Annotated in this window: 21 protein-coding genes and 5 pseudogenes; 11 read left to right on the forward strand and 15 right to left on the reverse strand. The window is 72.2% G+C overall.

Annotated elements, in window-relative coordinates; all coding sequences use genetic code 11:
- Positions 1-43 precede the first annotated feature (43 nt).
- The 3 genes and pseudogenes from ACN26Y_RS30305 (at position 44) to ACN26Y_RS30315 (ending at position 1,290) form a co-directional block, all read left to right on the forward strand.
- Positions 44-391: an ArsR/SmtB family transcription factor gene (locus tag ACN26Y_RS30305; protein ID WP_155333453.1), complete on the forward strand. Its 348-nt coding sequence runs from the start codon at positions 44-46 to the stop codon at positions 389-391.
- Positions 388-864, forward strand: a pseudogene (locus tag ACN26Y_RS30310) (SRPBCC family protein); the annotation flags it as partial. The gene ACN26Y_RS30305 and the pseudogene ACN26Y_RS30310, both read left to right, overlap by 4 nt.
- A gap of 18 nt (positions 865-882) precedes the next feature.
- Positions 883-1,290 carry a VOC family protein gene (locus tag ACN26Y_RS30315; RefSeq protein WP_230689119.1) on the forward strand — a complete coding sequence of 136 codons (408 nt, stop codon included), beginning with the start codon at positions 883-885 and terminating at the stop codon, positions 1,288-1,290.
- 57 nt (positions 1,291-1,347) lie between these two features.
- Here the strand turns inward: ACN26Y_RS30315 and ACN26Y_RS30320 are convergent, their stop codons facing one another.
- The 3 genes from ACN26Y_RS30320 to ACN26Y_RS30330 form a co-directional block, all read right to left on the reverse strand.
- On the reverse strand, positions 1,348-3,930 hold the full coding sequence (locus ACN26Y_RS30320) for a GNAT family N-acetyltransferase (protein ID WP_422734989.1): 2,583 nt from the start codon (positions 3,928-3,930) through the stop codon (positions 1,348-1,350).
- Positions 3,927-5,108 carry an acetoin utilization protein AcuC gene (locus ACN26Y_RS30325; RefSeq protein ID WP_422734039.1) on the reverse strand — a complete coding sequence of 394 codons (1,182 nt, stop codon included), beginning with the start codon at positions 5,106-5,108 and terminating at the stop codon, positions 3,927-3,929. Before ACN26Y_RS30325 ends, ACN26Y_RS30320 begins: the two co-directional genes overlap by 4 nt.
- Positions 5,109-5,209: 101 nt before the next feature.
- Entirely contained in the window at positions 5,210-6,082 is an 873-nt protein-coding gene (locus tag ACN26Y_RS30330) for a sulfurtransferase (protein WP_422734040.1), read from the reverse strand.
- A gap of 163 nt (positions 6,083-6,245) precedes the next feature.
- Between ACN26Y_RS30330 and ACN26Y_RS30335 the strand changes: the two genes are divergently transcribed.
- Positions 6,246-6,935, forward strand: coding sequence for a metal-dependent transcriptional regulator (locus ACN26Y_RS30335; RefSeq protein WP_422734041.1), 690 nt, complete (start codon positions 6,246-6,248; stop codon positions 6,933-6,935).
- 116 nt (positions 6,936-7,051) lie between these two features.
- On the opposite strand, the gene ACN26Y_RS30340 is transcribed toward ACN26Y_RS30335, so the two are convergent.
- Positions 7,052-7,294, reverse strand: a complete 243-nt coding sequence (locus ACN26Y_RS30340) for a DUF5522 domain-containing protein (protein WP_155333459.1) — start codon at positions 7,292-7,294, stop codon at positions 7,052-7,054.
- A 22-nt stretch (positions 7,295-7,316) separates the two neighbouring features.
- Entirely contained in the window at positions 7,317-8,267 is a 951-nt protein-coding gene (locus tag ACN26Y_RS30345; protein WP_422734990.1) for an asparaginase, read from the reverse strand.
- Positions 8,268-8,426: 159 nt separating this feature from the next.
- On the opposite strand from ACN26Y_RS30345, the gene ACN26Y_RS30350 reads away from it, so the two are divergent.
- Together ACN26Y_RS30350 and ACN26Y_RS30355 are read left to right on the forward strand one after the other, a co-directional pair.
- The gene (locus tag ACN26Y_RS30350; protein ID WP_155333461.1) at positions 8,427-8,993 is read left to right on the forward strand and encodes a dihydrofolate reductase family protein; all 567 of its coding nucleotides are present in this window, start codon (positions 8,427-8,429) and stop codon (positions 8,991-8,993) included.
- 351 nt (positions 8,994-9,344) lie between these two features.
- Positions 9,345-9,665 (forward strand): TraR/DksA family transcriptional regulator, encoded by a 321-nt coding sequence (locus ACN26Y_RS30355; RefSeq protein WP_155333462.1) that lies wholly within the window; start codon positions 9,345-9,347, stop codon positions 9,663-9,665.
- A gap of 157 nt (positions 9,666-9,822) precedes the next feature.
- On the opposite strand, the gene ACN26Y_RS30360 is transcribed toward ACN26Y_RS30355, so the two are convergent.
- Genes ACN26Y_RS30360 through ACN26Y_RS30375 form a run of 4 tightly spaced genes read right to left on the reverse strand, consistent with a single transcriptional unit; the run spans position 9,823 to position 10,560 of the window.
- Complete coding sequence (locus ACN26Y_RS30360) at positions 9,823-9,984, reverse strand: hypothetical protein (protein ID WP_196255746.1); 162 nt, start codon at positions 9,982-9,984, stop codon at positions 9,823-9,825.
- The gene (locus ACN26Y_RS30365; RefSeq protein WP_155333463.1) at positions 9,981-10,199 is read right to left on the reverse strand and encodes a hypothetical protein; all 219 of its coding nucleotides are present in this window, start codon (positions 10,197-10,199) and stop codon (positions 9,981-9,983) included. The genes ACN26Y_RS30360 and ACN26Y_RS30365 overlap by 4 nt, the downstream gene beginning before the upstream one ends.
- On the reverse strand, positions 10,196-10,375 hold the full coding sequence (locus ACN26Y_RS30370; protein ID WP_155333464.1) for a hypothetical protein: 180 nt from the start codon (positions 10,373-10,375) through the stop codon (positions 10,196-10,198). Before ACN26Y_RS30370 ends, ACN26Y_RS30365 begins: the two co-directional genes overlap by 4 nt.
- Complete coding sequence (locus ACN26Y_RS30375; RefSeq protein ID WP_155333465.1) at positions 10,372-10,560, reverse strand: hypothetical protein; 189 nt, start codon at positions 10,558-10,560, stop codon at positions 10,372-10,374. Before ACN26Y_RS30375 ends, ACN26Y_RS30370 begins: the two co-directional genes overlap by 4 nt.
- Before the next feature lie 123 nt (positions 10,561-10,683).
- Between ACN26Y_RS30375 and ACN26Y_RS30380 the strand changes: the two genes are divergently transcribed.
- Genes ACN26Y_RS30380 through ACN26Y_RS30390 form a run of 3 tightly spaced genes read left to right on the forward strand, consistent with a single transcriptional unit; the run spans position 10,684 to position 11,954 of the window.
- Entirely contained in the window at positions 10,684-11,544 is an 861-nt protein-coding gene (locus ACN26Y_RS30380) for a helix-turn-helix domain-containing protein (RefSeq protein WP_155333466.1), read from the forward strand.
- Between the two features lie 11 nt (positions 11,545-11,555).
- Positions 11,556-11,741, forward strand: coding sequence for a DUF397 domain-containing protein (locus ACN26Y_RS30385; RefSeq protein ID WP_155333467.1), 186 nt, complete (start codon positions 11,556-11,558; stop codon positions 11,739-11,741).
- Positions 11,742-11,744: 3 nt separating this feature from the next.
- Positions 11,745-11,954: a helix-turn-helix transcriptional regulator gene (locus ACN26Y_RS30390; protein WP_155333468.1), complete on the forward strand. Its 210-nt coding sequence runs from the start codon at positions 11,745-11,747 to the stop codon at positions 11,952-11,954.
- A gap of 270 nt (positions 11,955-12,224) precedes the next feature.
- Here the strand turns inward: ACN26Y_RS30390 and ACN26Y_RS30395 are convergent.
- From ACN26Y_RS30395 to nrdR, 4 genes and pseudogenes are all read right to left on the reverse strand, one after another.
- Positions 12,225-14,645, reverse strand: a pseudogene (locus ACN26Y_RS30395) (vitamin B12-dependent ribonucleotide reductase); the annotation flags it as partial.
- 180 nt (positions 14,646-14,825) lie between these two features.
- Positions 14,826-15,698: pseudogene (locus tag ACN26Y_RS30400) on the reverse strand (LAGLIDADG family homing endonuclease); the annotation flags it as partial.
- 9 nt (positions 15,699-15,707) lie between these two features.
- Positions 15,708-16,193: pseudogene (locus ACN26Y_RS30405) on the reverse strand (vitamin B12-dependent ribonucleotide reductase); the annotation flags it as partial.
- A 33-nt stretch (positions 16,194-16,226) separates the two neighbouring features.
- On the reverse strand, positions 16,227-16,727 hold the full coding sequence (gene nrdR, locus ACN26Y_RS30410) for a transcriptional regulator NrdR (RefSeq protein WP_155333470.1): 501 nt from the start codon (positions 16,725-16,727) through the stop codon (positions 16,227-16,229).
- A gap of 560 nt (positions 16,728-17,287) precedes the next feature.
- Here nrdR and lexA point away from each other — a divergent pair.
- Positions 17,288-18,073: a transcriptional repressor LexA gene (lexA, locus tag ACN26Y_RS30415; RefSeq protein WP_155333471.1), complete on the forward strand. Its 786-nt coding sequence runs from the start codon at positions 17,288-17,290 to the stop codon at positions 18,071-18,073.
- A 101-nt stretch (positions 18,074-18,174) separates the two neighbouring features.
- Here the strand turns inward: lexA and ACN26Y_RS30420 are convergent, their stop codons facing one another.
- The gene (locus tag ACN26Y_RS30420) at positions 18,175-19,824 is read right to left on the reverse strand and encodes a hypothetical protein (RefSeq protein WP_155333472.1); all 1,650 of its coding nucleotides are present in this window, start codon (positions 19,822-19,824) and stop codon (positions 18,175-18,177) included.
- A 152-nt stretch (positions 19,825-19,976) separates the two neighbouring features.
- Complete coding sequence (gene hflX / locus ACN26Y_RS30425; RefSeq protein ID WP_155334363.1) at positions 19,977-21,419, reverse strand: GTPase HflX; 1,443 nt, start codon at positions 21,417-21,419, stop codon at positions 19,977-19,979.
- 175 nt (positions 21,420-21,594) lie between these two features.
- On the opposite strand from hflX, the pseudogene ACN26Y_RS30430 reads away from it, so the two are divergent.
- Positions 21,595-22,238, forward strand: a pseudogene (locus tag ACN26Y_RS30430) (NAD-dependent malic enzyme); the annotation flags it as partial.

Consider the following 22,238-nt stretch of genomic DNA (forward strand, 5'->3'; position numbering starts at 1 on the left):
GGCCAGATATAAACCACCTGGTTATAGAACCAGGAGGTTATGAATGCCGGGGACGGACCTGGACGCGACGTTCGCCGCGTTGGCGGACCCGACGAGACGTGCCATCCTCGCCCGGCTGGCCGCCGGCGAGGCCACCGTCACCGAACTCGCCGCGCCCTTCGCGATGAGCCAGCCGGCGGTCTCGAAGCACCTCCGCGTCCTCGAACGGGCCGGGCTGGTCAGCCGCGGGCGGGACGGGCAGCGGCGGCCGTGCCGGCTGGAGGCCCGGCCGCTGCGGGACGCCACCGCCTGGCTCGCCGACTACCGGGACTACTGGGCCGAGAGCTACCAGCGCCTCGACGCCCTGCTCGACGAGTTGCGCGCCGCCGGGGACGCGGGTGGTTCCCGATGAGTACGGCCGACGATCCGCTGGTGGTGTCCGCTCCCGGCGACCGGGAGATCGTGCTCAGCCGGCTGTTCGAGGCACCGGCGCACCTGGTCTTCGCCGCGTTCACCCGCCCCGAACTGCTCCGCCAGTGGTACGGCGCTCAGGGCTGGCGGCTGGTCGAATGCGAGGTGGACCTGCGGGTCGGTGGCCGCTGGCGGTTCGTGTCGCAGGGGCCGGACGGCGAGCGGATGGGCCAGGGTGGGGTGTACCGCGCCGTCGACCCGCCGCGCCTGCTGGTCGGCACCGAGCTCTTCGACGACCAGTCCTACCCCGGCGAGACGCTGGTGCGGCACGAGTTCACCGAGCTGGCCGGCCGTACGACCGTCACCACCACCCTCCGCTACGCGACCCCGGAGGGTCGCGATCGGGTGCTGCGGTACCCGATGGCCCGCGGCGTCACCGAGAGTTTCACGCGGCTCGCCGAGCTGCTCGCAACGACGACATCAGGAGAGAGCATGAACTGGACCCTGGAAGTGGTGGTCGTCCCGGTCTCCGACATCGACCGGGCCAAGGCGTTCTACGCCGACCAGCTCGGCTTCAACGTCGACCACGACACCGTGGTCGACGAGGACGTCCGCATCGTGCAGCTGACCCCGCCCGGCTCCGGCTGCTCCATCGTGATCGGCAAGGGCGCGGTGCCGGACATGCCGCCCGGTTCGCTCAAGGGGCTCCAGCTGGTGGTGCCGGACCTGCACAAGGCCCGCGCGCAACTGGTGGAGCGCGGCGTCGACGTCAGCGAGATCCAGGTGCTGGGCAGGAACCCGCGCCCGGTGCCGGACCCGCTGGACAACGTCGGCTTCGTCTTCTTCAGCGACCCGGACGGCAACTCCTGGGGCGTCCAGCAGATCAGCAGCCGCACCTGAGGCGGGTTAGGAAGGGACCCTTGTACAACACCAGGCGTTAATAGGGGGCCCTTCCTTTCACAGGCGGCGGGGGCCGGTGTCGGGGCGGGCGGCCGCCGAGCCGATCCGGACGGTCGCGTGCAGCACCGACAGGCCGTCCGGGCGGGCCAGCACCGGGTTCAGCGTCAGCGCGCGGACCCGGGGCTGCTCGTCGGCGAGCTGCCCGACCCGCAGCAGCAGATCCGCCAGCGCGGCCCGGTCCACCGGCGCCGCGCCCCGGTGGCCGTGCAGCAGCGGGGCCGCGCGCGGCTCGTCGACCAGCTCGGCCGCGTCGAGGTCGGTCAGCGGCGCCGCCCGCCACGCCCGGTCGCCGAGCAGCTCGGTGGCGACGCCCCCCAGGCCGAAGCCGACGACCGGCCCGAACGCCGGATCCTCCACCAGCTCGACCACGCAGGCCACGCCGGGCGGGACCATCGGCTGGACCAGGACGTCCGCGCCGAACAGCGCCGACATCTCCGCGTACGCGCGCCGCACGGCCGCCTCGTCGGCCAGGTCGAGGCGGACCGCGCCGAGGTCCAGCCGGTGCCGCAGCCCGGGGGCGGAGGCCTTCAACGCCACCGGGAACCCCAGCTCGACCGCGGCCTCGGCGGCCTCGTCCTCGGCCGCAGCCGGCACCGACTCGACCACGTCGATGCCGTACGCGGCGAGCAGCCCGCCCGGATCGAGGGACTCGGGCCGCAGCGCCGCCTGCGCCCGGTCCCGGTCGACGTCGGGCAGCTCGGGCAGCGTCCCCGGTGGACGGCGCAGCCAGTCGGCGTACGCGGTGACCCGACCCAGGGCGCGGACCGCCTCCTCCACACTCGGGTACGCGGGCACCCCGGCCGGCGCGCGCCCCACCAGGAACGTCGCCACGGTCGGCTTGCCGGCGGCGAGTGCCGCGGGCAGGGCGGCGATGAAGTTCGCCTCGGTGTCCGGCAGTTGGCCGGGCAGCGGGGGCGCGAACACCGCCACCAGGGCGTCCACCGCGTCGTCGGCCGCCGCGGCGGCGAGGGCGGCGGCGAACTCGGCCGCCCCGGCGCGCGGGCCCACGTCGCGGGGGTACCCGTCGGCGAGGGTGAGCCCCTGCGCCGCGCAGGCGGTGGCGGCGAGCCCGGTCAGCGCCGAGGAGTTGCCCACCACACCCACCCGGTCGCCGGCGGGCAGCGGCTGGTTGGCCAGCAGCACCCCCACGTCGAGCAGCTCGCTGACGGTGTCCACCCGGATCACGCCGGACTGGGTGAACAACGCGCCGACCGCCACCTCGTCCGGCCCGGCGCGTTCGCCGACGCCGGCCGGGCGGGCCGGTGACGCCAGCGCGACGATCGGCTTGTCCCGGCCGATCCGCCGGGCCAGCCGGGCGAACTTGCGCGGGTTGCCGAAGGTCTCCAGGTACAACATGATCACGTCGGTGCCCGGGTCGTCCTGCCAGTACTGGAGCAGGTCGTTGCCGGAGACGTCGGCCCGGTTGCCGGCCGAGACGAAGCTCGACAGGCCCAGCCCCCGCCGGTCCGCCTCGGCCAGCAGCGCCACACCGAACGCGCCGGACTGGCTGAACAGCCCGACCCGGCCGGGCACCGGCAGCCGCGGGGCGAGCGTGGCGTTCAGGCGTACGCCGGGGGCGGTGTTCGCCACCCCCAGACAGTTCGGGCCGACGACGCGCATGCCCGCGGCGTGGGCCGCGCGGACCAGCCGGCGTTGCGCCGCGGCACCCTCGCGGCCGGCCTCGGCGAACCCCGCGCTGATGACGACCAGGCCGTGCGCCCCGGCGGCGGCCGCGTCGGCGACCACCGCCTCCGCCGCCTCCGGCGGCACCGCCACCACGGCCAGGTCGACCGGCAGCCCGGAGTCGGCCGCCGAGGGGTACGCGGGCAGCCCGGCCACCGTCGCCGCGGTCGGATGCACGGGCACGACCGTGCCGGTGAAACCGTAGTCCCGCAGGTGCCCGAGGACCGCCGCACCGACGCCCTGCCCGGTGGCACTGGCGCCGTAGACGGCGACGCCGCGCGGGGCGAGCAGCCGGGCCACGGACCGCGCCTCGGTGCGGTGCTCCCGGCCCCGCTGCACCTCGAGGGTGGCCTCGGTCGGGGCGATCGGGAAGGTCAGGTGGACCACGCCGTCCGCGAACTGGCGCTGCACCTGGTACCCGAAGTCGGCGAAGACCCGCAGCATCGCGCCGTTGGCGGGCAGCACCTCGGCGACGAAGCTCATGATGCCGGTCCGGCGTGCCGCGTCGGCCAGGTGCTCCAGCAGCACCGAGCCGATGCCCCGCCCCTGGTAGGCGTCCTCCACCACGAACGCCACCTCGGCCTCCGGGGACTCCGGCCCGAGCCGCTCGTACCGGCCCACCGCCACGATCTGGTCGCCGGCGAGGACGACGAACGCCTCCCGGTCCCGGTGGTCGACGTTGACGAAGCGCCGGAGGTCGCGCTCCGGGATCCGGGGGTACGGCGAGAAGTAGCGCAGGTAGCGGGTGCGCTCGGAGAAACGCGAGTGCATGGCGACGATGCCCGGTGCGTCCGACGGCTGGATCGGCCGCAACTGGACGGTCGTGCCGTCGCTGAGCAGCACGTCCACCGGGTGGTCCACTGTGGTCACGGCAGGCGGCCCTCCACCGGGCGTCAGTCGCGCGGGTCGTGCGGGTCGAGCCCCAGCAGCGGGAACACGGTCCGACGGGTGGCGGCGATGGCGCGGTCCACCGAGTTCGGCTCGCCGGAGGGCTGCCACGGCTCGTACGACGGGTCGGCGTCGTCGGTCATCCGCAGTGGGACCTCGCGACCTGGACAGCGGGCGGCGGCAAGCTCCCGCCACGCGGGCGGCGTCAGCGTGGCCGGGTCGAGCGGGTCACCGGTGGCCACCGCGAGCAGGTGTGTCCACGCCCGGGGCACGGCCTCGACCAGCGCGTACCCGCCGCCGCCGGTGGCGACCCACCGGCCGTCGCAGAGCTCGTCGGCCAGCGCCCGCAGGGCGATGTACGTGGCGCGCTGCCCGTCGACGGACAGGTGCAGGTCGGCGAGCGGGTCGAGCCGGTGCGCGTCGGCGCCACACTGGGTGACCAGGATCTCCGGCTGGAACGCGCGCAGCACCGACGGCACGATCGCGTGGAAGGCCCGCTGCCAGCCCGCGTCGTCGACGCCCGGCGGCAGTGGCATGTTGACGGCGGTGCCCTGCGCCTCCGGGCCGCCGGTCTCGTCGGGGAACCCGGTGCCCGGGAAGAGCGCCAGCGGGGTCTCGTGCAGGCTCACGGTGAGCACGCGCGGGTCGTCCCAGAAGGTCTTCTGCACCCCGTCGCCGTGGTGGACGTCCACATCGACGTACGCGACCCGGCGCGCGCCCAGGTCGAGCAGGCGGGCGATCGCCACCGCCGGGTCGTTGTAGACGCAGAAGCCGGCCGCCCGCGCGGGCATCGCGTGGTGCAGCCCGCCGGCCACGTTGACCGCCCGGCGTGCCTCGCCGCGCCACACCGCCTCGGCTGCGGTCACCGACGCGCCCGCGATCAGCGCGCTGGCCTCGTGCATGCCGTCGAAGACCGGGTTGTCCGAGGTGCCCAGCCCGAACCCGGCGAAGAGCGGGTCACGCGGGGCGCCGCGGACGGCCTCCACGTAGCGGGGATCGTGCACCCGGGTGAGCACGTCGTCGTCGGCCGGCTCCGGCTTGACCAGGCGCACGCCCGGCCGCTCCAGCACGCCCAACTCCCGGGCCAGCGCGACGGTCAGCTCCACCCGGACCGGGTCGAGGGGATGGTCACCCATGTCGTAGGCGAGCATCGACTCGTCCCACACCACCACTGTGTCGTCCGACATGCGCTCATCGTCGCACGAGGACCGGCGGTGGCCGGCGCACGCGCTGGTCGCCTGGCTGGTGTCGGTCCGGGCCACGTACGGCTCCGGCGTCACCCCGCGGCTCACGCCGACGGGGCGGACCCCGCCGGCTGCTCCCCCGTCGCCACCGGCCGCGCCGGGTCGGCGACCCAGTTGCTCCACGACCCGACGTACAGCGCCGCGTCCGGCCGGCCGGCCAGGTGCAGGGCGAGCACGGCCTGCGCGGCGGTGACGCCCGACCCGCAGTACGCGCCGACCGGCCGGCCGTCGACCACCCCGGCGGCGGCGAACCGCTGCCGCAGCACGTCGGCCGCCGGGAACCGTCCCTCGGCGACGTAGTCCGGCGCGGGCAGGTTCACCGCGCCCGGCACGTGCCCGGCGACCGGGTCGATCGGCTCGGTCTCGCCCCGGTAGCGCGCCGTCGCCCGCACGTCCACCAGGACACCGTCGTCGGCCGCGGCGAGCCGGGCGGCCTCGGCCGCGTCGAGCACCGGCAGGGCGCCGGGGCGCACCTCGACGTCGCCGGTCGGCGGGGTGGGCGCCTCGGTGGAGGTGGGCAGACCCGCGGCCACCCAGGCGGGCCAGCCGCCGTGCAGCAGGCGTACGTCGGTGTGCCCCGCCCAGCGCAGCGTCCACCAGGCACGGGCGGCGGACATGCCGTCGCCGCCGTCGTACACGACGACGGGGTGCCCGGCGCGGACGCCGGCGGCCCGCAGTGCGGCCTGGAGCGCGGCGGGGTCGGGCAGCGGGTGGCGCCCGGCGGCCCCCGGCGGGCCGCACAGGTCGGTGTCCAGGTCGACGAAGACCGCGCCGGGCAGGTGGCCGGTTGTGTAGTCGTCGCGACCGGGCGGGCCGGTCAGACGCCAGCGGACGTCGAGCAGGGTGGGCGGGTCGGCGCTGTCGAGCTCGGCGGCGAGCCGGTCGGCCTCGACCAGCAGATCCTCGGTACCGGACATGGCGTCCAGTCAACACCATCCCGGCACCCGCAGGCGGTTCGGCGGCGGCCGTTCGGGGGTTACGCAAGGTAGCATCGATCACCGGAGGGCCTGACGTGAAGCATGATTTGGTCGACACGACCGAGTGCCGAGTTACCTCCGAGAGCGAGAGGGGCGGTAACCGGTGACAAAAACTGATCTGGTCGACACGACCGAGATGTACCTGCGCACCATCCTCGAACTCGAGGAGGAGGGGGTGCCGCCGCTGCGCGCCCGCATCGCCGAGCGGCTGCGGCAGAGCGGCCCCACCGTCAGCCAGACCGTCGCCCGGATGGAGCGCGACGGTCTGCTCACCGTCGAGGGCGACCGGCACCTGGCGCTCACCCCGGCGGGCCGCAGCGCGGCGGTCTCCGTGATGCGCAAGCACCGGCTGGCCGAGCTGCTGCTGGTCAACGTGATCGGGATGCCCTACGAGGAGGCCCACGAGGAGGCCTGCCGGTGGGAGCACGTGATGAGCGACGCGGTGGAGAAGCGGGTGTACGACCTGCTCAACCGCCCGACCCGTTCCCCGTACGGCAACCCGATCCCCGGCCTGGAGGAGCTGGGCTCGCCGGAGCCGGCCGAGTCCGCGCCGGCGGAGGGTGAGCGCAACCTGGCGTTCCCCGGCCTGTCCGGCCCGGTCGTGGTCCGGCGGATCTGCGAGAGCGTGCAGACCAACGCGGACGTGCTGCGGCAGCTGCACGCCGCCGGCGTCGACCCGGGCGCGACGGTGACCGTGGCCCAGGAGCGGGACGGCGTGTCGATCGACCGCTCCGGCGACCGGGTCCGCCTGCCGCGCGAGGTCGCCAGCCGCGTCTTCGTAGCCGCAAGCTGACTCCGCCCCATTCTCGCGCCCCTCACCTCCGCGATCTTGCGGTTCCTGTCCGCACATACCCGGAGTAAGCGGGCATAACGGGCGGAAGCGCAGGATCGGCGAGCGTGGGCGTACGGTCAGTCGTCGACGTACGGGCAGTGGCGGCAGCCGCGGCCACAGCAGGTGCCGCGGCGCGCCAGGAAGCCGGCCGTCAGGACGAAGAGGCCGGTGGCCGGGTCGAGGTAGCCCGCCTCCCCGTCGCGCAGGGCCGCCGCGTGGGCGGCGAGGATGCGCTCCTTGTCGGGGTGGTCGGATGCGAGCCGGGACGGGTGCGGCTCGGTCAGCGGCCGGTTCGCCAGTGGTCGTCGCTCTCCGGTCACCGGGGCAGTGTAGAGAGGCCGCTCAGCGGTGGCGGGCGAGGGCGGCGACGATCGCCGCGGTGTCGGCACCGGCTGCGAGCAGCAGCCGGAGCAGCACCTTCGCCTTGTACGGGTCGAGCAACCCGCCGTTCAACAGCCCGCGCCGTCGCAGGTCGGTCTCCGAGCCGACCGCGCCGTACGTGTGCCGCAGCACCGACCCGGCGCCGGAGCGCGAGGTGAGCACCACCGGGATCCGTTCGGCCAGCGCACCGAGCACCGGAGCCAGCACACCCGGCACGTGTCCGACGCCGAAGCCGGCGACCACCAGCCCGTGGTGGGTGTCGGCGAGGCTGTCGAGCAGCCCGCCGTCGTCGTCGAGGGTCACGGTGTACAGCGCGACCCGGGTGTCGTTCAGCCGGGCGGGATCGACCGGCGGCAGCGGCTCCCGCCGCTCGGTCCGGGCCAGCACCCGCACCTCCCCCTCGATCACGTGCCCGACGGGACCGACGTTCGGGGAGGCGAAGGTGGCGGTGCTGGTGCTGTGCGTCTTGCGGACCCAGCGCGCGGCGTGGACCTCGTCGTTGAGGGTGACCAACACGCCGAGGTCGCGGGCGGCGGGCGCGGCCGCCACCCGCGCGGCGGCGAGCAGGTTCGCCGGCCCGTCCGCCCCCGCCAGGGTGGGGTTGCGCATCGCACCCGTGAAGACCAGTGGGGCGGCGTGCGGCCACACCAGGTCGGCCAGGAACGCCGACTCCTCCAGCGTGTCCGTGCCCTGGGTGACGACCACGCCGGTCGCGCCCGCGGCCACCGCCCGCGACGCCGCGTCGACCACCTCCAGCAGGTGCCGGTACGTGAGGTGCGCGCTGGGTACCGCGAGGGCGTCCCGGACGTCCATGGGCGGGCTGAGGTCGGCCAGCCCGGGTACGGCCGCGGTGAGGTCCGCACCGGTCAGCCGGGTGACCACCCCCGGCCCGTCCCGACCCACACCGGCCATCGCGATGGTGCCGCCGAGGGTGAACAGGGCGATGGACACGCCGGACCTCCCGTCAGCCGTCGCCGATGACGGCCCGCAGACCGTACCGCCCGGGACATCGCCCGCGCCCCCGGGCGCGGCGGCCGGCGAATGTCGGTGGGGTCGAGCATGCTGGGGGCCATGCGGAAGATCGTCGTGCAGATGAGCGTGTCGCTGGACGGGTTCTTCGAGGGGCCGGACGGTGACCTGAGTTGGCACCTGGTCGACGACGAGTTGCACCGGCACTTCAACGCCGAGTTACGCGAGATGAGCGCCTTCCTCAACGGCCGGCGCAACTACGACCTGATGGCCGCCTTCTGGCCGACCGCCGACCGCGACCCGGCGAGCCCGGAACCGGTGCGGGAGTTCGCCGGCATCTGGCGGGACATGCCGAAGATCGTCTACTCGCGGACGCTGGAGAAGGCCGACTGGGGCACGGAGATCGTGCGGCAGGTCGACCCCGCCGAGGTACGCCGGCTCAAGGAGCAGCCCGGCGGCGACATGGCCCTCGGCGGGGCGGACATCGCCGCCACCTTCGCCCGGCACAACCTGATCGACGAGTACCGGCTCTACGTCCACCCGGTGATCGTCGGCGCCGGCCGGCCGCTCTTTCCCGACGACGGCGTACGGCGTCAGCTGCGGCTGGCGGGTACGCGCACCTTCGGCAACGGGGTCGTCCTCCTCTGCCACGAACGCCTCGCCGACTGACCCACGAGCGCGTCGCCAAGCTGATCGGCGAAAGGCCATTGGCTTCCCCGTCGCCCCGGCCTATGGTGTCCGGATGCGTCCGTCGGGCCGGCAGCCAGGCGCCGCCGTCGTGGTGACGGCGGTGTCCACCGCTGCCTGCCGGCCGACGCCGGCCTCGACCCCCAACGGCCGACAGGCGGCGCGCACCGCGATCGGGGCGGTGCGTACCGCTGCGCCGTCCCCCACCGGCTCGGCCGCCTCGCTGCTGCCGAGCCCCACCGGGCGTGGCCCGCCGTGGACCGGTAGCACCCCAGCACCGGCCACCCAGGGCGAAGCGACATCCGCTTCGGCCCTTTCTTTTTTGGAGGAGTCATGACCACCCAGGTCCAACCCGACGAGCGGAACTGGCTCGACGAACTGCGTACGGCACTGACCCACGACTTCGAGGTGCAGAGCGCCAGGTTGACCCAACTCACCGCGGACACCGGCGACCCGGGCGAGGCCCACACGCAGGACGCGCTGATCGCCGCCACCCGGCAGAGCCTCAACCAGATCAGCGACGCGCTGCGCCGCATCGCCGAGGGCCGGTACGGCACCTGCGAGCGGTGCGCCGCGCCGATTCCACGCGAGCGCCTGGAGGTGCTGCCGCACGCCCGCTTCTGCGTGCCCTGTCAGCAGAAGCACGCCGGCTGACGCGACCGCCAACGGCTGCCGTGCCGACGCCGGAACGGCAGCTGCCCCGGCGTCCGTGGTGATCGGATACGGCTCAGCGGCACGACACGCCGGGTGTTGTGCCGCTGGGGCGTATCCGATCATGCGGCGCCCAGCCGGCCGCCCCGCGGTGGCGCGGCTACGGCTTCCGTCGTCGGGAAATCTCGTCGAGGTGCTGCTGCTTGTGCTGCCGGACCATCTCGTCCCAGACCTCCTGGTCATAGTCCGGGTCCGGCGGTATCCACTTGTGCGAGCCGTCGCTGTAGTGGAACCGCTCGTCACCGGGCCGGATCAGGCTCACCGGATCCAGCCGAGGAACCGCCGATGCAGCAGTCCCGCTGGCACCCAGGTCAGGTCCTCGGCTGCGGACACCAGGTAGGACCCCATGTACAGAGCCAGCGAGACCGGCGCGCCGTCGAACTCCGCTCGCAGTTCCTTGCGCCGGGTCGCGCAGGGCCACGGCCCGTTGCAGCCGCCGCAGGTCCACACCGGAAGGACAGGCCCGTGGGTGGTCACCAGCGGCCTCCCAGGAAGCGCCAGGTGGTGGCGCGGGCATGCCAGCGGCACGCCCATTCCGCCTGATAGCAGGGGTACGGCGACAGCCGCGCCCACCACCGCCGGCACCCGTCACACAGCCCATCGGCACCCGGCAGATGGACCGTCAGAATCTGGCTGACCTGATGCTCGGTCACGTCTGCTCCTCCCCTGGCCAGTGGCCACGACGGATCGGGATGCGGTGCCGGGCGTGGCAGGGCAACTCAGCACCGCACCGGCAGACCCGCCGCCACAGGGACCAGGACCAGACCGGACGGTGCCGTCGGGCCAGGGTCAGCGCGACCGCCAGCAGATAGCCGTCGTACGAGACCGAACGCCTCATTCGTCACCGCCACTTGGACTCCTGTTTTGGAAGTCCACACAGACTAGTTTTTGGACTCCTATTTTGGGAACCTTGCTCCGGCGTGTCGTGGGATCACAGTGCGGAGCGGGCCATAATCGGCCGATGGTCAACCCGACGATCCAGCGGCGACGCCTCGGACTGGCGCTGAAGCGCGCACGCGAAGAGGCTGGCAAGACTCAGGACGACGCTGCCGCCGTCATCGATGCCGCCGCCAGCAAGGTCAGTCGGCTCGAACTGGGCCAGTCAGGGATCAAGCTGACCGACCTCAACGTGTTGCTCGACCTTTACGGCGTAGTCGGCGAGGAAGCGGAGACACTCCGCGAACTCGCGCGAGCCGGCAGACAACGCGGGCGCTGGAGCACGTACCGCAACGCGGTCCCGGACTGGTTCCGGCAGTACCTGGACCTTGAGGGAGACGCTTCCGAGATCCGTTGGTACCAGCCGGAGGTGGTCCCCGGCATCCTCCAGATCGAGCCATACATCCGCGCCATGAACGCGACCGCCCATCCACGCCCAACGGCCGAGGACGCCGACCGGCAGGTCGCTGTTCGCCTGGAGCGGCAGGCGATCCTTCGGGAGCAGGACGGGCCCGATCTGAGCTTCATCCTCAGCGAGTCGGCACTCCGCCGAAGCATCGGCGACGGGGCAACCATGCAAAGCCAGCTGCTGCACCTGGCCGACGTCGGCGAGCAGCCAAACGTCTCGCTCCAGGTCTTCCCGTTCGACGTTCAGACCTACGAGACGGCGTCATTCAACTTCATCATCCTGAGGTTCGGCGACGACGCCGCGTCCGACGTGATCTACGTGGAGACCTTCACCGACGCCGATTACCTTGACCGACCCGACGCGGTGCGCGCCTACACTCGGCTATGGGACCGACTCCGGGCCGCCGCTCTCGGGCCGGTAGAGTCGCGCAAGCTCATCCTCCGGATGGTGGACGACATAGAGCGGCAGCAGATCTGAGAGAGCTGACCATGGACACCCCCGATCGCACGGTCTGGCGCAAGTCGAGCTACAGCGACAACAACGGCGGCGCCTGCGTCGAGGTCGCAGCAACGGATCGCAGCATCCTGGTCCGCGACAGCAAGGACCCTTCTGGCCCGGCGCTTTGCTTCGACCGTCGGTCGTGGTCCGCGTTCATGGCCCGCTTGAACCGATAGAGCATGACGCGACCGCGCTTGTACGGGCCTGGGGAACTGGCCGCCCTGTTCGGCGTGTCGAGGCAACGGGTGCTGCAGATCACCCGCCGTCCCGGCTTCCCCGAGCCCGTCGCCCGCCTGATCGGGACGACGATCTGGGACGCGGACGAGGTCGACGAGTGGGCGCGACACAACCGTCCGCCACGCCCTACCGACGGCGACGACGACCGCTGACAACCACCGTCAACGAAATGAGTTGAGGCCCTGCCCGTACCTGCCGGGACAGAGCCTCAACTACTACACCGAGATCCACTCGCATGACTTCGAGGGGCAGCCGGACGCAAGGCGCTGGCGGCCTCCTAGGTCACTTGCTCTTGGTCTCCTTGACCGTCGTCTTCGGGTGCGACTTGGGAAAAGCGGCGATCCGTTCCTGCAACAGATTGGTCGGAACTTCTCCCGGCTCACGAGCCCCGGGCGCGTCAACGCCCGGGGCTCGTTGCTTTGTCAGCTGCAGCCGCTGGTGCTGCCGCAGCCCTCGCAGACGTAGCAGCTACCGGCCGGGCGCATCTTCGTACCGCAGGTGAAGCAGAGCGGCGCGTCGGCGGCCTTGCCGATCACGGCCTCCAGCAGTTCGGTGCTGGAACCCACCGACGGCGCCGGCTTGGCGGCGGCGAAGTCCGCGACCTCCTGCGCCGGCTGGGCGACCGGGCCGGTCTTCGGCTCCTCCGGCCTGATCTCGACCGGGGCGGAGGCGGCCATCGCGGTGAGGTCCGCACCGCTCGCCTCCGCCTCCGCCTCGGCCGCGAGCTGGGCGGCCCGCTCCTTCGCGGTGAAGATGCCCAGCTCCGCGCGGCGCTCGTACGGCAGGAAGTCCAGCGCCAGGCGACGGAAGATGTAGTCCATCACCGAGGCCGCCATGCGCACGTCCGGGTCGTCGGTCATGCCGGCCGGCTCGAAGCGCATGTTGGTGAACTTGCTGACGTACGTCTCCAGCGGGACGCCGTACTGGAGACCGATGGAGATGGCCACCGAGAAGGCGTCCATCACGCCGGCCAGGGTCGAGCCCTGCTTCGACATCTTGAGGAAGACCTCGCCGAGGCCGTCGTCCGGGTACGACGACGCGGTGAGGTAGCCCTCGGCGCCGCCGACCGAGAAGGAGATCGTCTCGGACGGGCGCTTCTTCGGCAGCCGCTTGCGCACCGGCCGGTACTCGACGACCTTCTCGACGACCGGCTGCACGGTCGCGGGGGTCTCCGGCGCGGCCGCCTTCTTCTTCGCCGCCGACAGCGGCTGGCCGACCTTGCAGTTGTCCCGGTAGATGGCCAGGGCCTTGAGGCCGAGCTTCCAGCCCTCGAAGTAGATCTTCTCGACGTCCTCGACGGTGGCCTGCTCCGGCATGTTGACCGTCTTGGAGATGGCGCCGGAGATGAACGGCTGGACGGCCGCCATCATCCGCACGTGGCCCATCGGGGCGATGGACCGCTCGCCCATCGCGCAGTCGAAGACCGGGTAGTGCTCCGGCTTGAGGCCGGGGGCGTCCACCACGTGGCCGTGGTCGGCGATGTGCTCGACGATCGCCTCGACCTGCTCCTCGGGGTAGCCGAGGCTGCGCAGGGCGCGCGGGACGGTCTGGTTGACGATCTGCATCGAGCCGCCGCCGACCAGCTTCTTGAACTTGACCAGCGCCAGGTCCGGCTCGACGCCGGTGGTGTCGCAGTCCATCATCAGGCCGATGGTGCCGGTGGGCGCCAGCACGCTGGCCTGCGAGTTCCGCCAGCCGTTCTTGTCGCCGACCTTGTTGCCGAGGGTCCACTGCCGGGTGGCCTCGCGCTGGATGGCGGTGGCCACGGTGCCGGCCGGCTTGATCTCGTCGTTGGCGGCGGCGTGCTTGCGCATGACCCGCTTGTGCGGCTCCGCGTTGCGGGCGTAGCCGTCGTACGCGCCGACGACACCGGCCAGCTCGGCGGAGCGGCGGTACGCGGTGCCGGTCATCAGCGAGGTGATCGCCGCGGCGACCGAGCGGCCCTGGTCCGAGTCGTACGGCAGACCGGAGGCCATGAGCAGCGCGCCGAGGTTCGCGTACCCGATGCCGAGCTGCCGGTACGCGCGGGTGGTCTCGCCGATCTTCTCGGTCGGGAAGTCGGCGAAGCAGATCGAGATGTCCATCGCGGTGATGACCAGCTCGACCGACTTGACGAACTTCTCCACCTCGAAGCCGCCGTCGGCGCGGAGGAACTTCATCAGGTTGAGCGAGGCCAGGTTGCACGAGGAGTTGTCCAGGTGCAGGTACTCCGAGCACGGGTTCGACGCGGTGATCCGCCCGGTCTCCGGGCAGGTGTGCCAGTCGTTGATGGTGTCGTCGTACTGGAGGCCCGGGTCGGCGCACTCCCACGCGGCCTGGGAGATCGTGCGGAACAGGTTCCGGGCGTCGATGGTGTCGATCACCGCGCCGTCGAGGCGGCCGCGCAGGTCGAAGGTGCCGCCGTTCTCGACCGCCGCCATGAACTCGTCGGACACCCGGACCGAGTTGTTGGCGTTCTGGTACTGCACGCTGACGATGTCGGCGCCGCCCAGGTCCATGTCGAAGCCGGCGTCGCGCAGCGCGCGGATCTTGTCCTCCTCGCGCGCCTTGGTGACCACGAACTCCTCGATGTCCGGGTGGTCCACGTCGAGGATGACCATCTTGGCCGCGCGCCGGGTGGCACCACCGGACTTGATGGTGCCGGCGGAGGCGTCGGCGCCGCGCATGAAGCTGACCGGGCCGGAGGCGGTGCCGCCGGAGGAGAGCAGCTCCCTCGACGAGCGGATCCGGGACAGGTTGACGCCGGAGCCGGAGCCGCCCTTGAAGATCAGCCCCTCCTCCTTGTACCAGTCCAGGATGGAGTCCATCGAGTCGTCGACGGCGAGGATGAAGCAGTTGTGGACCCGGAGGTTACCGGCCAGGAATTCGCCGCTCTCCGTCTGGATGTCGTAGACCTCCATCGTCCCAAGGGACTCGACGCGGTCGATCTCCAGCCGCTTCACGTCGTTGGCGGGACGGCCCGGCTTTGCGAAGCTCTGGTCGAGCTTGGCCATCTTCTCGGCGCCGACGAACCCGATGTGGGTGGCGAAGAGGTCCCGGTCGCCGTCGTTCTGGATCCGGACCGACCAGCAACCCTTACGGTCCGGGCGCGGGTCCGCCTTGTAGGCGACGCGGGAGAAGATCCCGAACCGCAGCAGGAGGCTCTGCACGCCGCGGATCAGCTTCTCCGAGATCATGTCCACCGCGACGAGCGTGGACTGCTCACGCGCCGAGACGTAACCCTCGGCCTGGAAGATGCTGCGCAGGTACGCCGCAACGACCGGCAGCGGTGCGGTGAAGAGGCGCTCCGGCACCTCCATCTCGACGCCGCGGGTCAGCAGGTCCCACTTCTCCACGAACGGACGCAGATGCTCGCCGTAGAGGCGGGTACGCCGGCAGTCCAGCTCCTCGCTCTGCGTCGTCACCGTGCGCTCCTTGCGGTGCGCGCCGGGGAAGACCTCGTCGAGGGTGCCCGTCACCCACTCCAACTCGTCGTCGTTGACGGTCATCGCCTCGATCGTCAACGACCGGTTGCTGCCCTGGTCGTACTGGCCGACGAACCCGTCGGACTGAAGCCATCCGGCGAGCGCGGCCTCACGGATCTCCCGCAGGTCGAGCTCGCTTTCGCCGTAGGCGTACGTGCGGTGCCACTCGAGCTTGTCACCGGGCTTCAGGGTGCCGGCCTCGACCCACTGACCCGTGCCGTCGCCCGTGCTCTTCCAGACCACGTGGTCCGGCGTGACGTCGAGCAGGTAGCCCGCCTTGGTGTGCAGCCGGAGGACCTCACGTACTCCGTTGGCCTTCACAGCCACGATCCGGGTCAACCCGTTCCCGTCGTACACCTTGGTCCCGACGGCGTTGTCCTCGACCAACTTGCCGATCGGTACCAGACCGCTCGGGGTGCTGACCAGCGAGTCGTACGGTAGGCACGCGCTGACCTGCTGCGGCGAGGGCGTGCCCACGTTGAACCACACCGGCGAGTTGAAGCTGAACACCTGGTGCAGCAGCATCCAGGTCAGCTCGTGGGCGAAGACCTCGGCGTCGGCGGGGCTGGCGAAGTAGCCGTACTCCTCACCGGCGGTGCGGTAGGTGGTGACGACCCGGTCGATCAGCTGCTTGAGCGACCACTCCCGCTCCGGAGTGCCCACCGCGCCCCGGAAGTACTTGGTGGTCACGATGTTGGCCGCGTTGACGCTCCACGCCTCCGGGAACTCCACGCCGCGCTGCTCGAAGTTGATCGAGCCGTCCCGCCAGTTCGTCATCACGACGTCCCGGCGCTCCCAGGTGACCTCGTCGTACGGGTGGACCCCCTCCGTCGTCCAGACCCGCTCGACCTTCAGTCCGGTGCCCGCCTTGCTTCGTGAACGGCTCGTTGTCACGCCGTCGCCCCCCTCGTCTGCGCGGTCACCCACCGCGCGTCCCAATCTCTCGAAAACTGTGAAGAATCAGCTGGTGCGGCCGGCGGCCTCGACCGCGTCGGCCCCGCCGCTCTCCCGGGCGCGGGCCGCGGCCCGCAACGTCTCGATCTCGCGTTCGAAGTCGGCGAGCGAGTCGAAGGACCGGTAGACGCTGGCGAACCGGAGGTAGGCGATCTCGTCCAGGTCCCGCAGCGGGCCCAGGATGGCCAGCCCCACCTCGTGGCTGGGGATCTCGGCGGCCCCCTTGGCCCGGACGGTCTCCTCGACCCGCTGCGCCAGCAGCGCGAGCGAGTCGTCGTCGACCGGGCGGCCCTGGCACGCCTTGCGCACCCCGCCGATGATCTTCGTACGACTGAACGGCTCGGTCACCCCGCTGCGCTTGACCACCGCGAGGACGGCCTCCTCGACCGTGGTGAACCGTTTGCCGCACTCCGGGCAGGATCGCCGCCGGCGGATCAACTGGCCGTCGTCGGCCTCCCGCGAGTCGACCACCCGGGAGTCGGGGTGCCGGCAGTACGGACACCGCATCGCCCGACCTCCTTCGTCGACCACGGGCCGCACCGCTCGACCTCCGGACACGCGTCGCCACGGCGGAGCCGTCCTCCGGTCTTCGCCGTGCTGGCGCTGGGAAGTGCGTTCGGTAGTCGAACCCAACCTGTAGGCGACTTACGCCCTTGTGACTACTACATCTAGGGGTCGACCGTATGCCGCCGACGATCTGAGGTCAAGTTGCCGGCGTGTCCGGCGCGTCACCCACGTCCGGGACCGCTCCCCTCTTCCCCGTCGCCCGGAAACCCAACCGCACGGGGGGCGCTCCGGTTATCGGCCGCCCGGTGGACCGACGCCGACGATCCGCCGAATTAGAACAGCCGTTCGACGCGACGTACCATTTATCAGAACACGAGTACGACCCGCGCGGATTTTCACCCCGACACGCCGAGCAACGTCGTACAGATGTTTGAAAATGACTGATCTCACCTATACGGTCATGAACGACGGACGCACGGCGGTTCTCCGCCATCGTCACCGCACCACCGCACGCACCACGAGCCGACGAGGCACCACAGCGCCGACCAGGGAGGACGGACGTGACCGAGGACCGGGCCAGCCGGCCGAAGAGCCCGCAGCAGATCACCGACGCGGGTGCGGCGGCCACGCGTCGCCGGGGCGCCGCGCGGAGCCGCACCGGCGCGCCCGCCGTACGCCCGGTCACCCCGGTGGTGAGCGCCTTCCCCGACCCCGCGACGGTCGACCTGACCGCCCGCCAGCGGCGGATCCTGGAGTTCATCCGCACCTGGGTCGAGCGGCACGGCTACCCGCCGAGCGTGCGGGAGATCGGCGAGGCGGTCGGCCTGGTGTCGCCGTCCAGCGTCGCCTACCAGCTCAAGGAGCTGGAGAAGAAGGGCTTCCTGCGCCGCGACCCCAACCGGCCGCGCGCGGTCGACGTCCGGGCCCCCAGCGACGTGATCGACGACGAGCTGGCCCGCTCGCAGCGCCCGACGCCGGCGTACGTGCCGATGCTCGGCCGGATCGCCGCCGGTGGCCCGATCCTCGCCGAGCAGGCCGTCGAGGACATCTTCCCGCTCCCCCGCGAGCTGGTGGGTGAGGGCGAGGTCTTCATGCTCCAGGTCAAGGGCGACTCGATGCTCGACGCCGCCATCTGCGACGGCGACTGGGTGGTGGTCCGGCAGCAGCCCACCGCCGACTCCGGTGACATCGTCGCGGCCATGCTCGACGGCGAGGCGACCGTGAAGACCTACCGGCGCCGCGACGGGCACGTCTGGCTGATGCCGCAGAACCCGGCCTTCGACCCGATCCCGGGCGACGACGCCACGATCATGGGCCGGGTCGTCGCCGTCCTGCGCCGCATCTGACGTCGGTCCCTCACGGGGAGCCCGACGGTCCGGGCCGTCGGGCGACCGGCGGGGGACGCCGGACCGGCGGCGGAGGACGCCGTCGCGGTGGTAGCTGTGGCCTAGTAGCGGTCGCCGTGGTAGCCGTGCCCGCCGCCGGGCACCTGCCCATACGGGCCGCCCCAGCTCTCGTCGGGGCCGTCCTCGCGACGCCGTCCGGCGCGCGGGTCGGGCCCGCCGCCACCGCGCCGGGGAGGTTCCGCCGGACCGCCGCCGTAGACGGCACCACCCGGGCCGCCGCCGTAGACCCCACCTCGGCCACCGCCGGCCGGACGGCCACCGCTGGGGGGCGGGCTGGCGGGCGGGCGACCACCGCCGGCCCCGGGTGGGTTGCCACCGCCGCCGTAGACGCCTCCGCCGGACGGGCGACCGCCGTAGACGGCACCGTCGGCGCCACCTGGGGGGCGACCCCCGCCGTACACGCCGCTGCCGGCCGGGGCGACACCCGGTCGACCCGCCTCCCGGCCGCGCCCCGCCCCGCCGGCCGCGCCGTACACACTCCCGCCGGCGGCGCCGCCGTAGACCCCGCCCCGCGACCGGTCGTCCGCGGCCGGGAAACCCTCGGCCGGGCCGCCGTCGTCGGTGCGCTCGTCGTCGTCCGGGCCCGCGACGGGGTTGCGACGGGCGCGCAGGATGCCGAACACTCCGGCGCCGACCATCGCCACACCGATCAGGCCCACCGCGCCGACCAGGTACATGATGTCCTGCAACGACAGGCTGTCGAACCACGACGCCTCGGCCGCCTTCTTCGGCTCGGCCGCGGCCGCGACCGGCTTGGCGCCCTGGGTCGACGGCTTGTACGCGAGGATGTCGACGGTCTCGCCCTCCTCCAGCTGCCCGCCCTCGGAGACGGTGAGGAAGGACTTGCCGTCGGGGCTGTACGAGATGGCCTCGCCGAACGGGTCGGCGAGCGGTGTCACCCGGGGCTCGGTGGTGGTGAGCGCCTTGACCACGTCACCGCCGGCGACGTCGTACTCGAAGGCGTCCGCGTACGTGCGCAGCACCACCCGGGAGCCGTCCGGGGAGCGGGCCGCGCCGGTGATCGCCGTCCGGCCGAGCACCCCGAGCCGGTTGTCAGTCTCCGTCTTGGGCAGCTCGACGTCGCCGACCTTCTTCATCGGCACCGGCGCGGTGTCGCCGCTGCGCAGCTCCCCGTCCGGGGTGAATATCTCGGCCTTACCGGAGGTGACCTTGGTGATGATCAGCGGGTTGCCGTCGTCGCCGATGACCAGCGCCTCGGCGTCACGCGGCTTGCCGTCCGGGTACGCCAGGCGGTGCAGCGTCGCCGGCTTGCCGCCGCCGACGGGCAGGGTCCACACCGCCACGCGCTCGCGGCGCTGCCGGCTGGTCACGTTGTCGCCGGTGTCGGCGACCCAGAGCGTCCGGCCGTCCGGCGAGAGCGCCAGGTCCTCCGGGTCCGCCGGGCCGCCGCCCGAGTAGCGGACCGGATCCTTGGCGATCTTGCACTTGGTGTCCAGGAAGAAGATCCGCTTGCGGCTGTCCACCTCGGTGCCATCGTTGATCACGACGTAGCCGGTCTTGACGGCGACCAGACCGGAGAGCTCGACGAGCCGTTGGTCGGTCACGGTGCAGCGCTTCTGGCCCGCCGCCTCGGCCGGTGCCGGGGCGGCGGCCAGGACGGCACCGGTGACTGCCACGGTCGCCCCCAACAGGCTGAGGGCACCCGTGACCGAGGTGAGAACGCGGCGCATCCTCACAGTGTCGCACGCCGACGACACGACTCCGTGCGGCTGGACGGGCCAGGGCCCGTCCAGCCGATCATCCGTCGGCCGGCGGCAGGTCCGGCCGACGCCCGGCGGCGTCCGGACCTCGCCTCGGCTCGACAAGATCGGCAGGCCGGACCCTAGGAGCGCGGGCCGACGGGCTCCGCCGCCTCGAAGGGAGCCAGCTCGGCGGCGAGCGCCTCGCCGACCCGGACGTGCAGCAGGGTGCCCTCGGGCAGGTGCGCGGTGCTCAGCACCTCGCCCTGCCGGTGTACACGGGCCACCAGGTCCCCCCGGTCGTACGGCAGAACCGCGCGGACCTCGACGGCCGGGCGGGGCAGCCGGCCCTCGACCGCGGTACGCAGATCCTCGACACCGCGACCGGTGTGCGCGGAAACGAAGATCGCCTCCGGCCACAGCCGCTTGAGCCGCAGCAGGGTCTCCTCGTCGGCCGCGTCCGCCTTGTTGACCACGAGCAGCTCGGGCAGCCGGTCGGCGCCCACCTCGGCGAGCACCTCGCGGACCGCGCGGACCTGCTCCTCCGGGTCCGGGTGGGTGCCGTCCACCACGTGCACGACCAGGTCGGACTCGGCGACCTCCTCCAGCGTCGAGCGGAACGCCTCGACGATCTGGTGCGGCAGGTGCCGGACGAAACCGACCGTGTCGGACAGGGTGTAGACGCGCCCGTCGGACGTGGTGGCCTTGCGGGTGGTCGGGTCCAGCGTGGCGAAGAGCGCGTTCTCCACCAGCACGCCGGCCCCGGTCAGCCGGTTGAGCAGGCTGGACTTGCCGGCGTTGGTGTAGCCGGCGATGGCCACGGCCGGCACGGCGTTGCGGGCCCGACGGGCGCGCTTGGTCTGGCGTACCGTCTTCATGCCCTTGATCTCCCGGCGCAACCGGGAGATCCGGGTACGAATCCGGCGCCGATCGGTCTCCAGCTTCGTCTCACCGGGACCGCGCAGACCCACGCCGCCGGCACCGCCGGCACGAGCGCTACCACCGCTCTGGCGGGACAGCGTCTCACCCCAACCGCGCAGCCGCGGGAGCAGGTACTCCAACTGGGCCAGCTCGACCTGCGCCTTACCTTCCTTGCTCTTCGCGTGCTGGGCGAAGATGTCCAGGATCAGCGCCGTCCGGTCGACCACCTTGACCTTGGTGCGCTGCTCCAGGTTGCGCAGCTGGGACGGGGAGAGCTCACCGTCGCAGATCACCGTGTCGGCGCCGGTCGACAGCACGACCGCGCCCAGGTCGTCGACCTTGCCCCGGCCGACGTAGGTGGCCGGGTCGGGGCGGTTGCGCCGCTGGATCAGCCCCTCGAGCACCTGCGAGCCGGCCGTCTCGGCCAGCGCCGCCAGCTCGGTCAGCGAGTTCTCCGCGTCGTCCTGCGTGCCCTCCGTCCAGACCCCCACCAGGACGACCCGCTCCAGCCGCAGCTGGCGGTACTCGACCTCGGTGACGTCGGTGAGCTCGGTGGAGAGGCCGGGGACCCGCCGCAGCGCCTGCCGCTCCGACAGCTCGAACTCGCCGGTGGTGGCGTCGAGCTCGTCATCCTCGAACGGCTCGAAGGTCTCCTGGTCTCGCAAACTCACTACTCCTGTCCGTTTGGTCACGTAGGAAGCAATCCTGACATGTGCCAACGCCGGACGCACCCGCTATATGCCCGAGGCCGTACCCGCCGGTAGCGGGGCCGCGTGCCGGCCGACCTGCCCCGGAGAGTAGAAATGCGGGCAGCCGTACAGCGTCGACGGAGGGATCTGCGTGGCCATCACCCGACTGCCGAGTGCCGGATTCTCGATCACGATCCGGATCGCGGTCCCGGCGGACGCCTCGTCCATCGGACGACTGACCACGTCCGTCGGGGAGGCCGGGGCGATCGTCACCGCGCTCGACGTGGTCGACTCCGACCCCACCCACGTGATCGTCGACCTGACCTGCGACACCGCCGACGCCAGCCACGCCGACCAGGTGGTCGACGCGCTCACCGCGATGGACGACGTCGACGTCCGCAAGGTCTCCGACCGGACGTTCCTGCTGCACCTCGGCGGCAAGATCGAGGTCAGCTCGAAGGTCGCGCTGCGCACCCGCGACGAGCTGTCCCGCGCGTACACCCCCGGCGTGGCCCGGGTCTGCCAGGCGATCGCGGAGAACCCGGCGGACGCCCGGCGGCTCACGATCAAGCGCAACACGGTCGCCGTGGTCAGCGACGGCTCCGCCGTGCTCGGCCTGGGCAACCTGGGGCCGGCCGCGTCGCTGCCCGTGATGGAGGGCAAGGCGGCGCTGTTCAAGCGCTTCGGCGGGGTGGACGCCTGGCCGGTGGTGCTCGACACGCAGGACACCGACGAGATCGTGTCGATCGTGAAGGCGATCGCGCCCGCGTACGGCGGCATCAACCTGGAGGACAT

Origin of the sequence: Micromonospora sp. WMMD558 (assembly GCF_049315255.1) — a bacterium.
Lineage (GTDB): Bacteria > Actinomycetota > Actinomycetes > Mycobacteriales > Micromonosporaceae > Micromonospora.

What these genes read in the sequence shown, in the direction of transcription:
- ACN26Y_RS30355 (WP_155333462.1), top strand. Translation starts at nt 9,345, where the DNA reads ATGACCACCCAGGTCCAACCCGACGAGCGGAACTGGCTCGACGAACTG.
- ACN26Y_RS30315 (WP_230689119.1), top strand. Translation starts at nt 883, where the DNA reads ATGAACTGGACCCTGGAAGTGGTGGTCGTCCCGGTCTCCGACATCGAC.
- ACN26Y_RS30325 (WP_422734039.1), bottom strand. Translation starts at nt 5,108, where the DNA reads ATGTCGGACGACACAGTGGTGGTGTGGGACGAGTCGATGCTCGCCTAC.
- ACN26Y_RS30305 (WP_155333453.1), top strand. Translation starts at nt 44, where the DNA reads ATGCCGGGGACGGACCTGGACGCGACGTTCGCCGCGTTGGCGGACCCG.
- ACN26Y_RS30345 (WP_422734990.1), bottom strand. Translation starts at nt 8,267, where the DNA reads ATGGCCGGTGTGGGTCGGGACGGGCCGGGGGTGGTCACCCGGCTGACC.
- ACN26Y_RS30330 (WP_422734040.1), bottom strand. Translation starts at nt 6,082, where the DNA reads ATGTCCGGTACCGAGGATCTGCTGGTCGAGGCCGACCGGCTCGCCGCC.
- ACN26Y_RS30350 (WP_155333461.1), top strand. Translation starts at nt 8,427, where the DNA reads ATGCGGAAGATCGTCGTGCAGATGAGCGTGTCGCTGGACGGGTTCTTC.
- ACN26Y_RS30385 (WP_155333467.1), top strand. Translation starts at nt 11,556, where the DNA reads ATGGACACCCCCGATCGCACGGTCTGGCGCAAGTCGAGCTACAGCGAC.
- ACN26Y_RS30375 (WP_155333465.1), bottom strand. Translation starts at nt 10,560, where the DNA reads ATGAGGCGTTCGGTCTCGTACGACGGCTATCTGCTGGCGGTCGCGCTG.
- nrdR (WP_155333470.1), bottom strand. Translation starts at nt 16,727, where the DNA reads ATGCGGTGTCCGTACTGCCGGCACCCCGACTCCCGGGTGGTCGACTCG.
- ACN26Y_RS30420 (WP_155333472.1), bottom strand. Translation starts at nt 19,824, where the DNA reads ATGCGCCGCGTTCTCACCTCGGTCACGGGTGCCCTCAGCCTGTTGGGG.
- ACN26Y_RS30390 (WP_155333468.1), top strand. Translation starts at nt 11,745, where the DNA reads ATGACGCGACCGCGCTTGTACGGGCCTGGGGAACTGGCCGCCCTGTTC.
- ACN26Y_RS30380 (WP_155333466.1), top strand. Translation starts at nt 10,684, where the DNA reads ATGGTCAACCCGACGATCCAGCGGCGACGCCTCGGACTGGCGCTGAAG.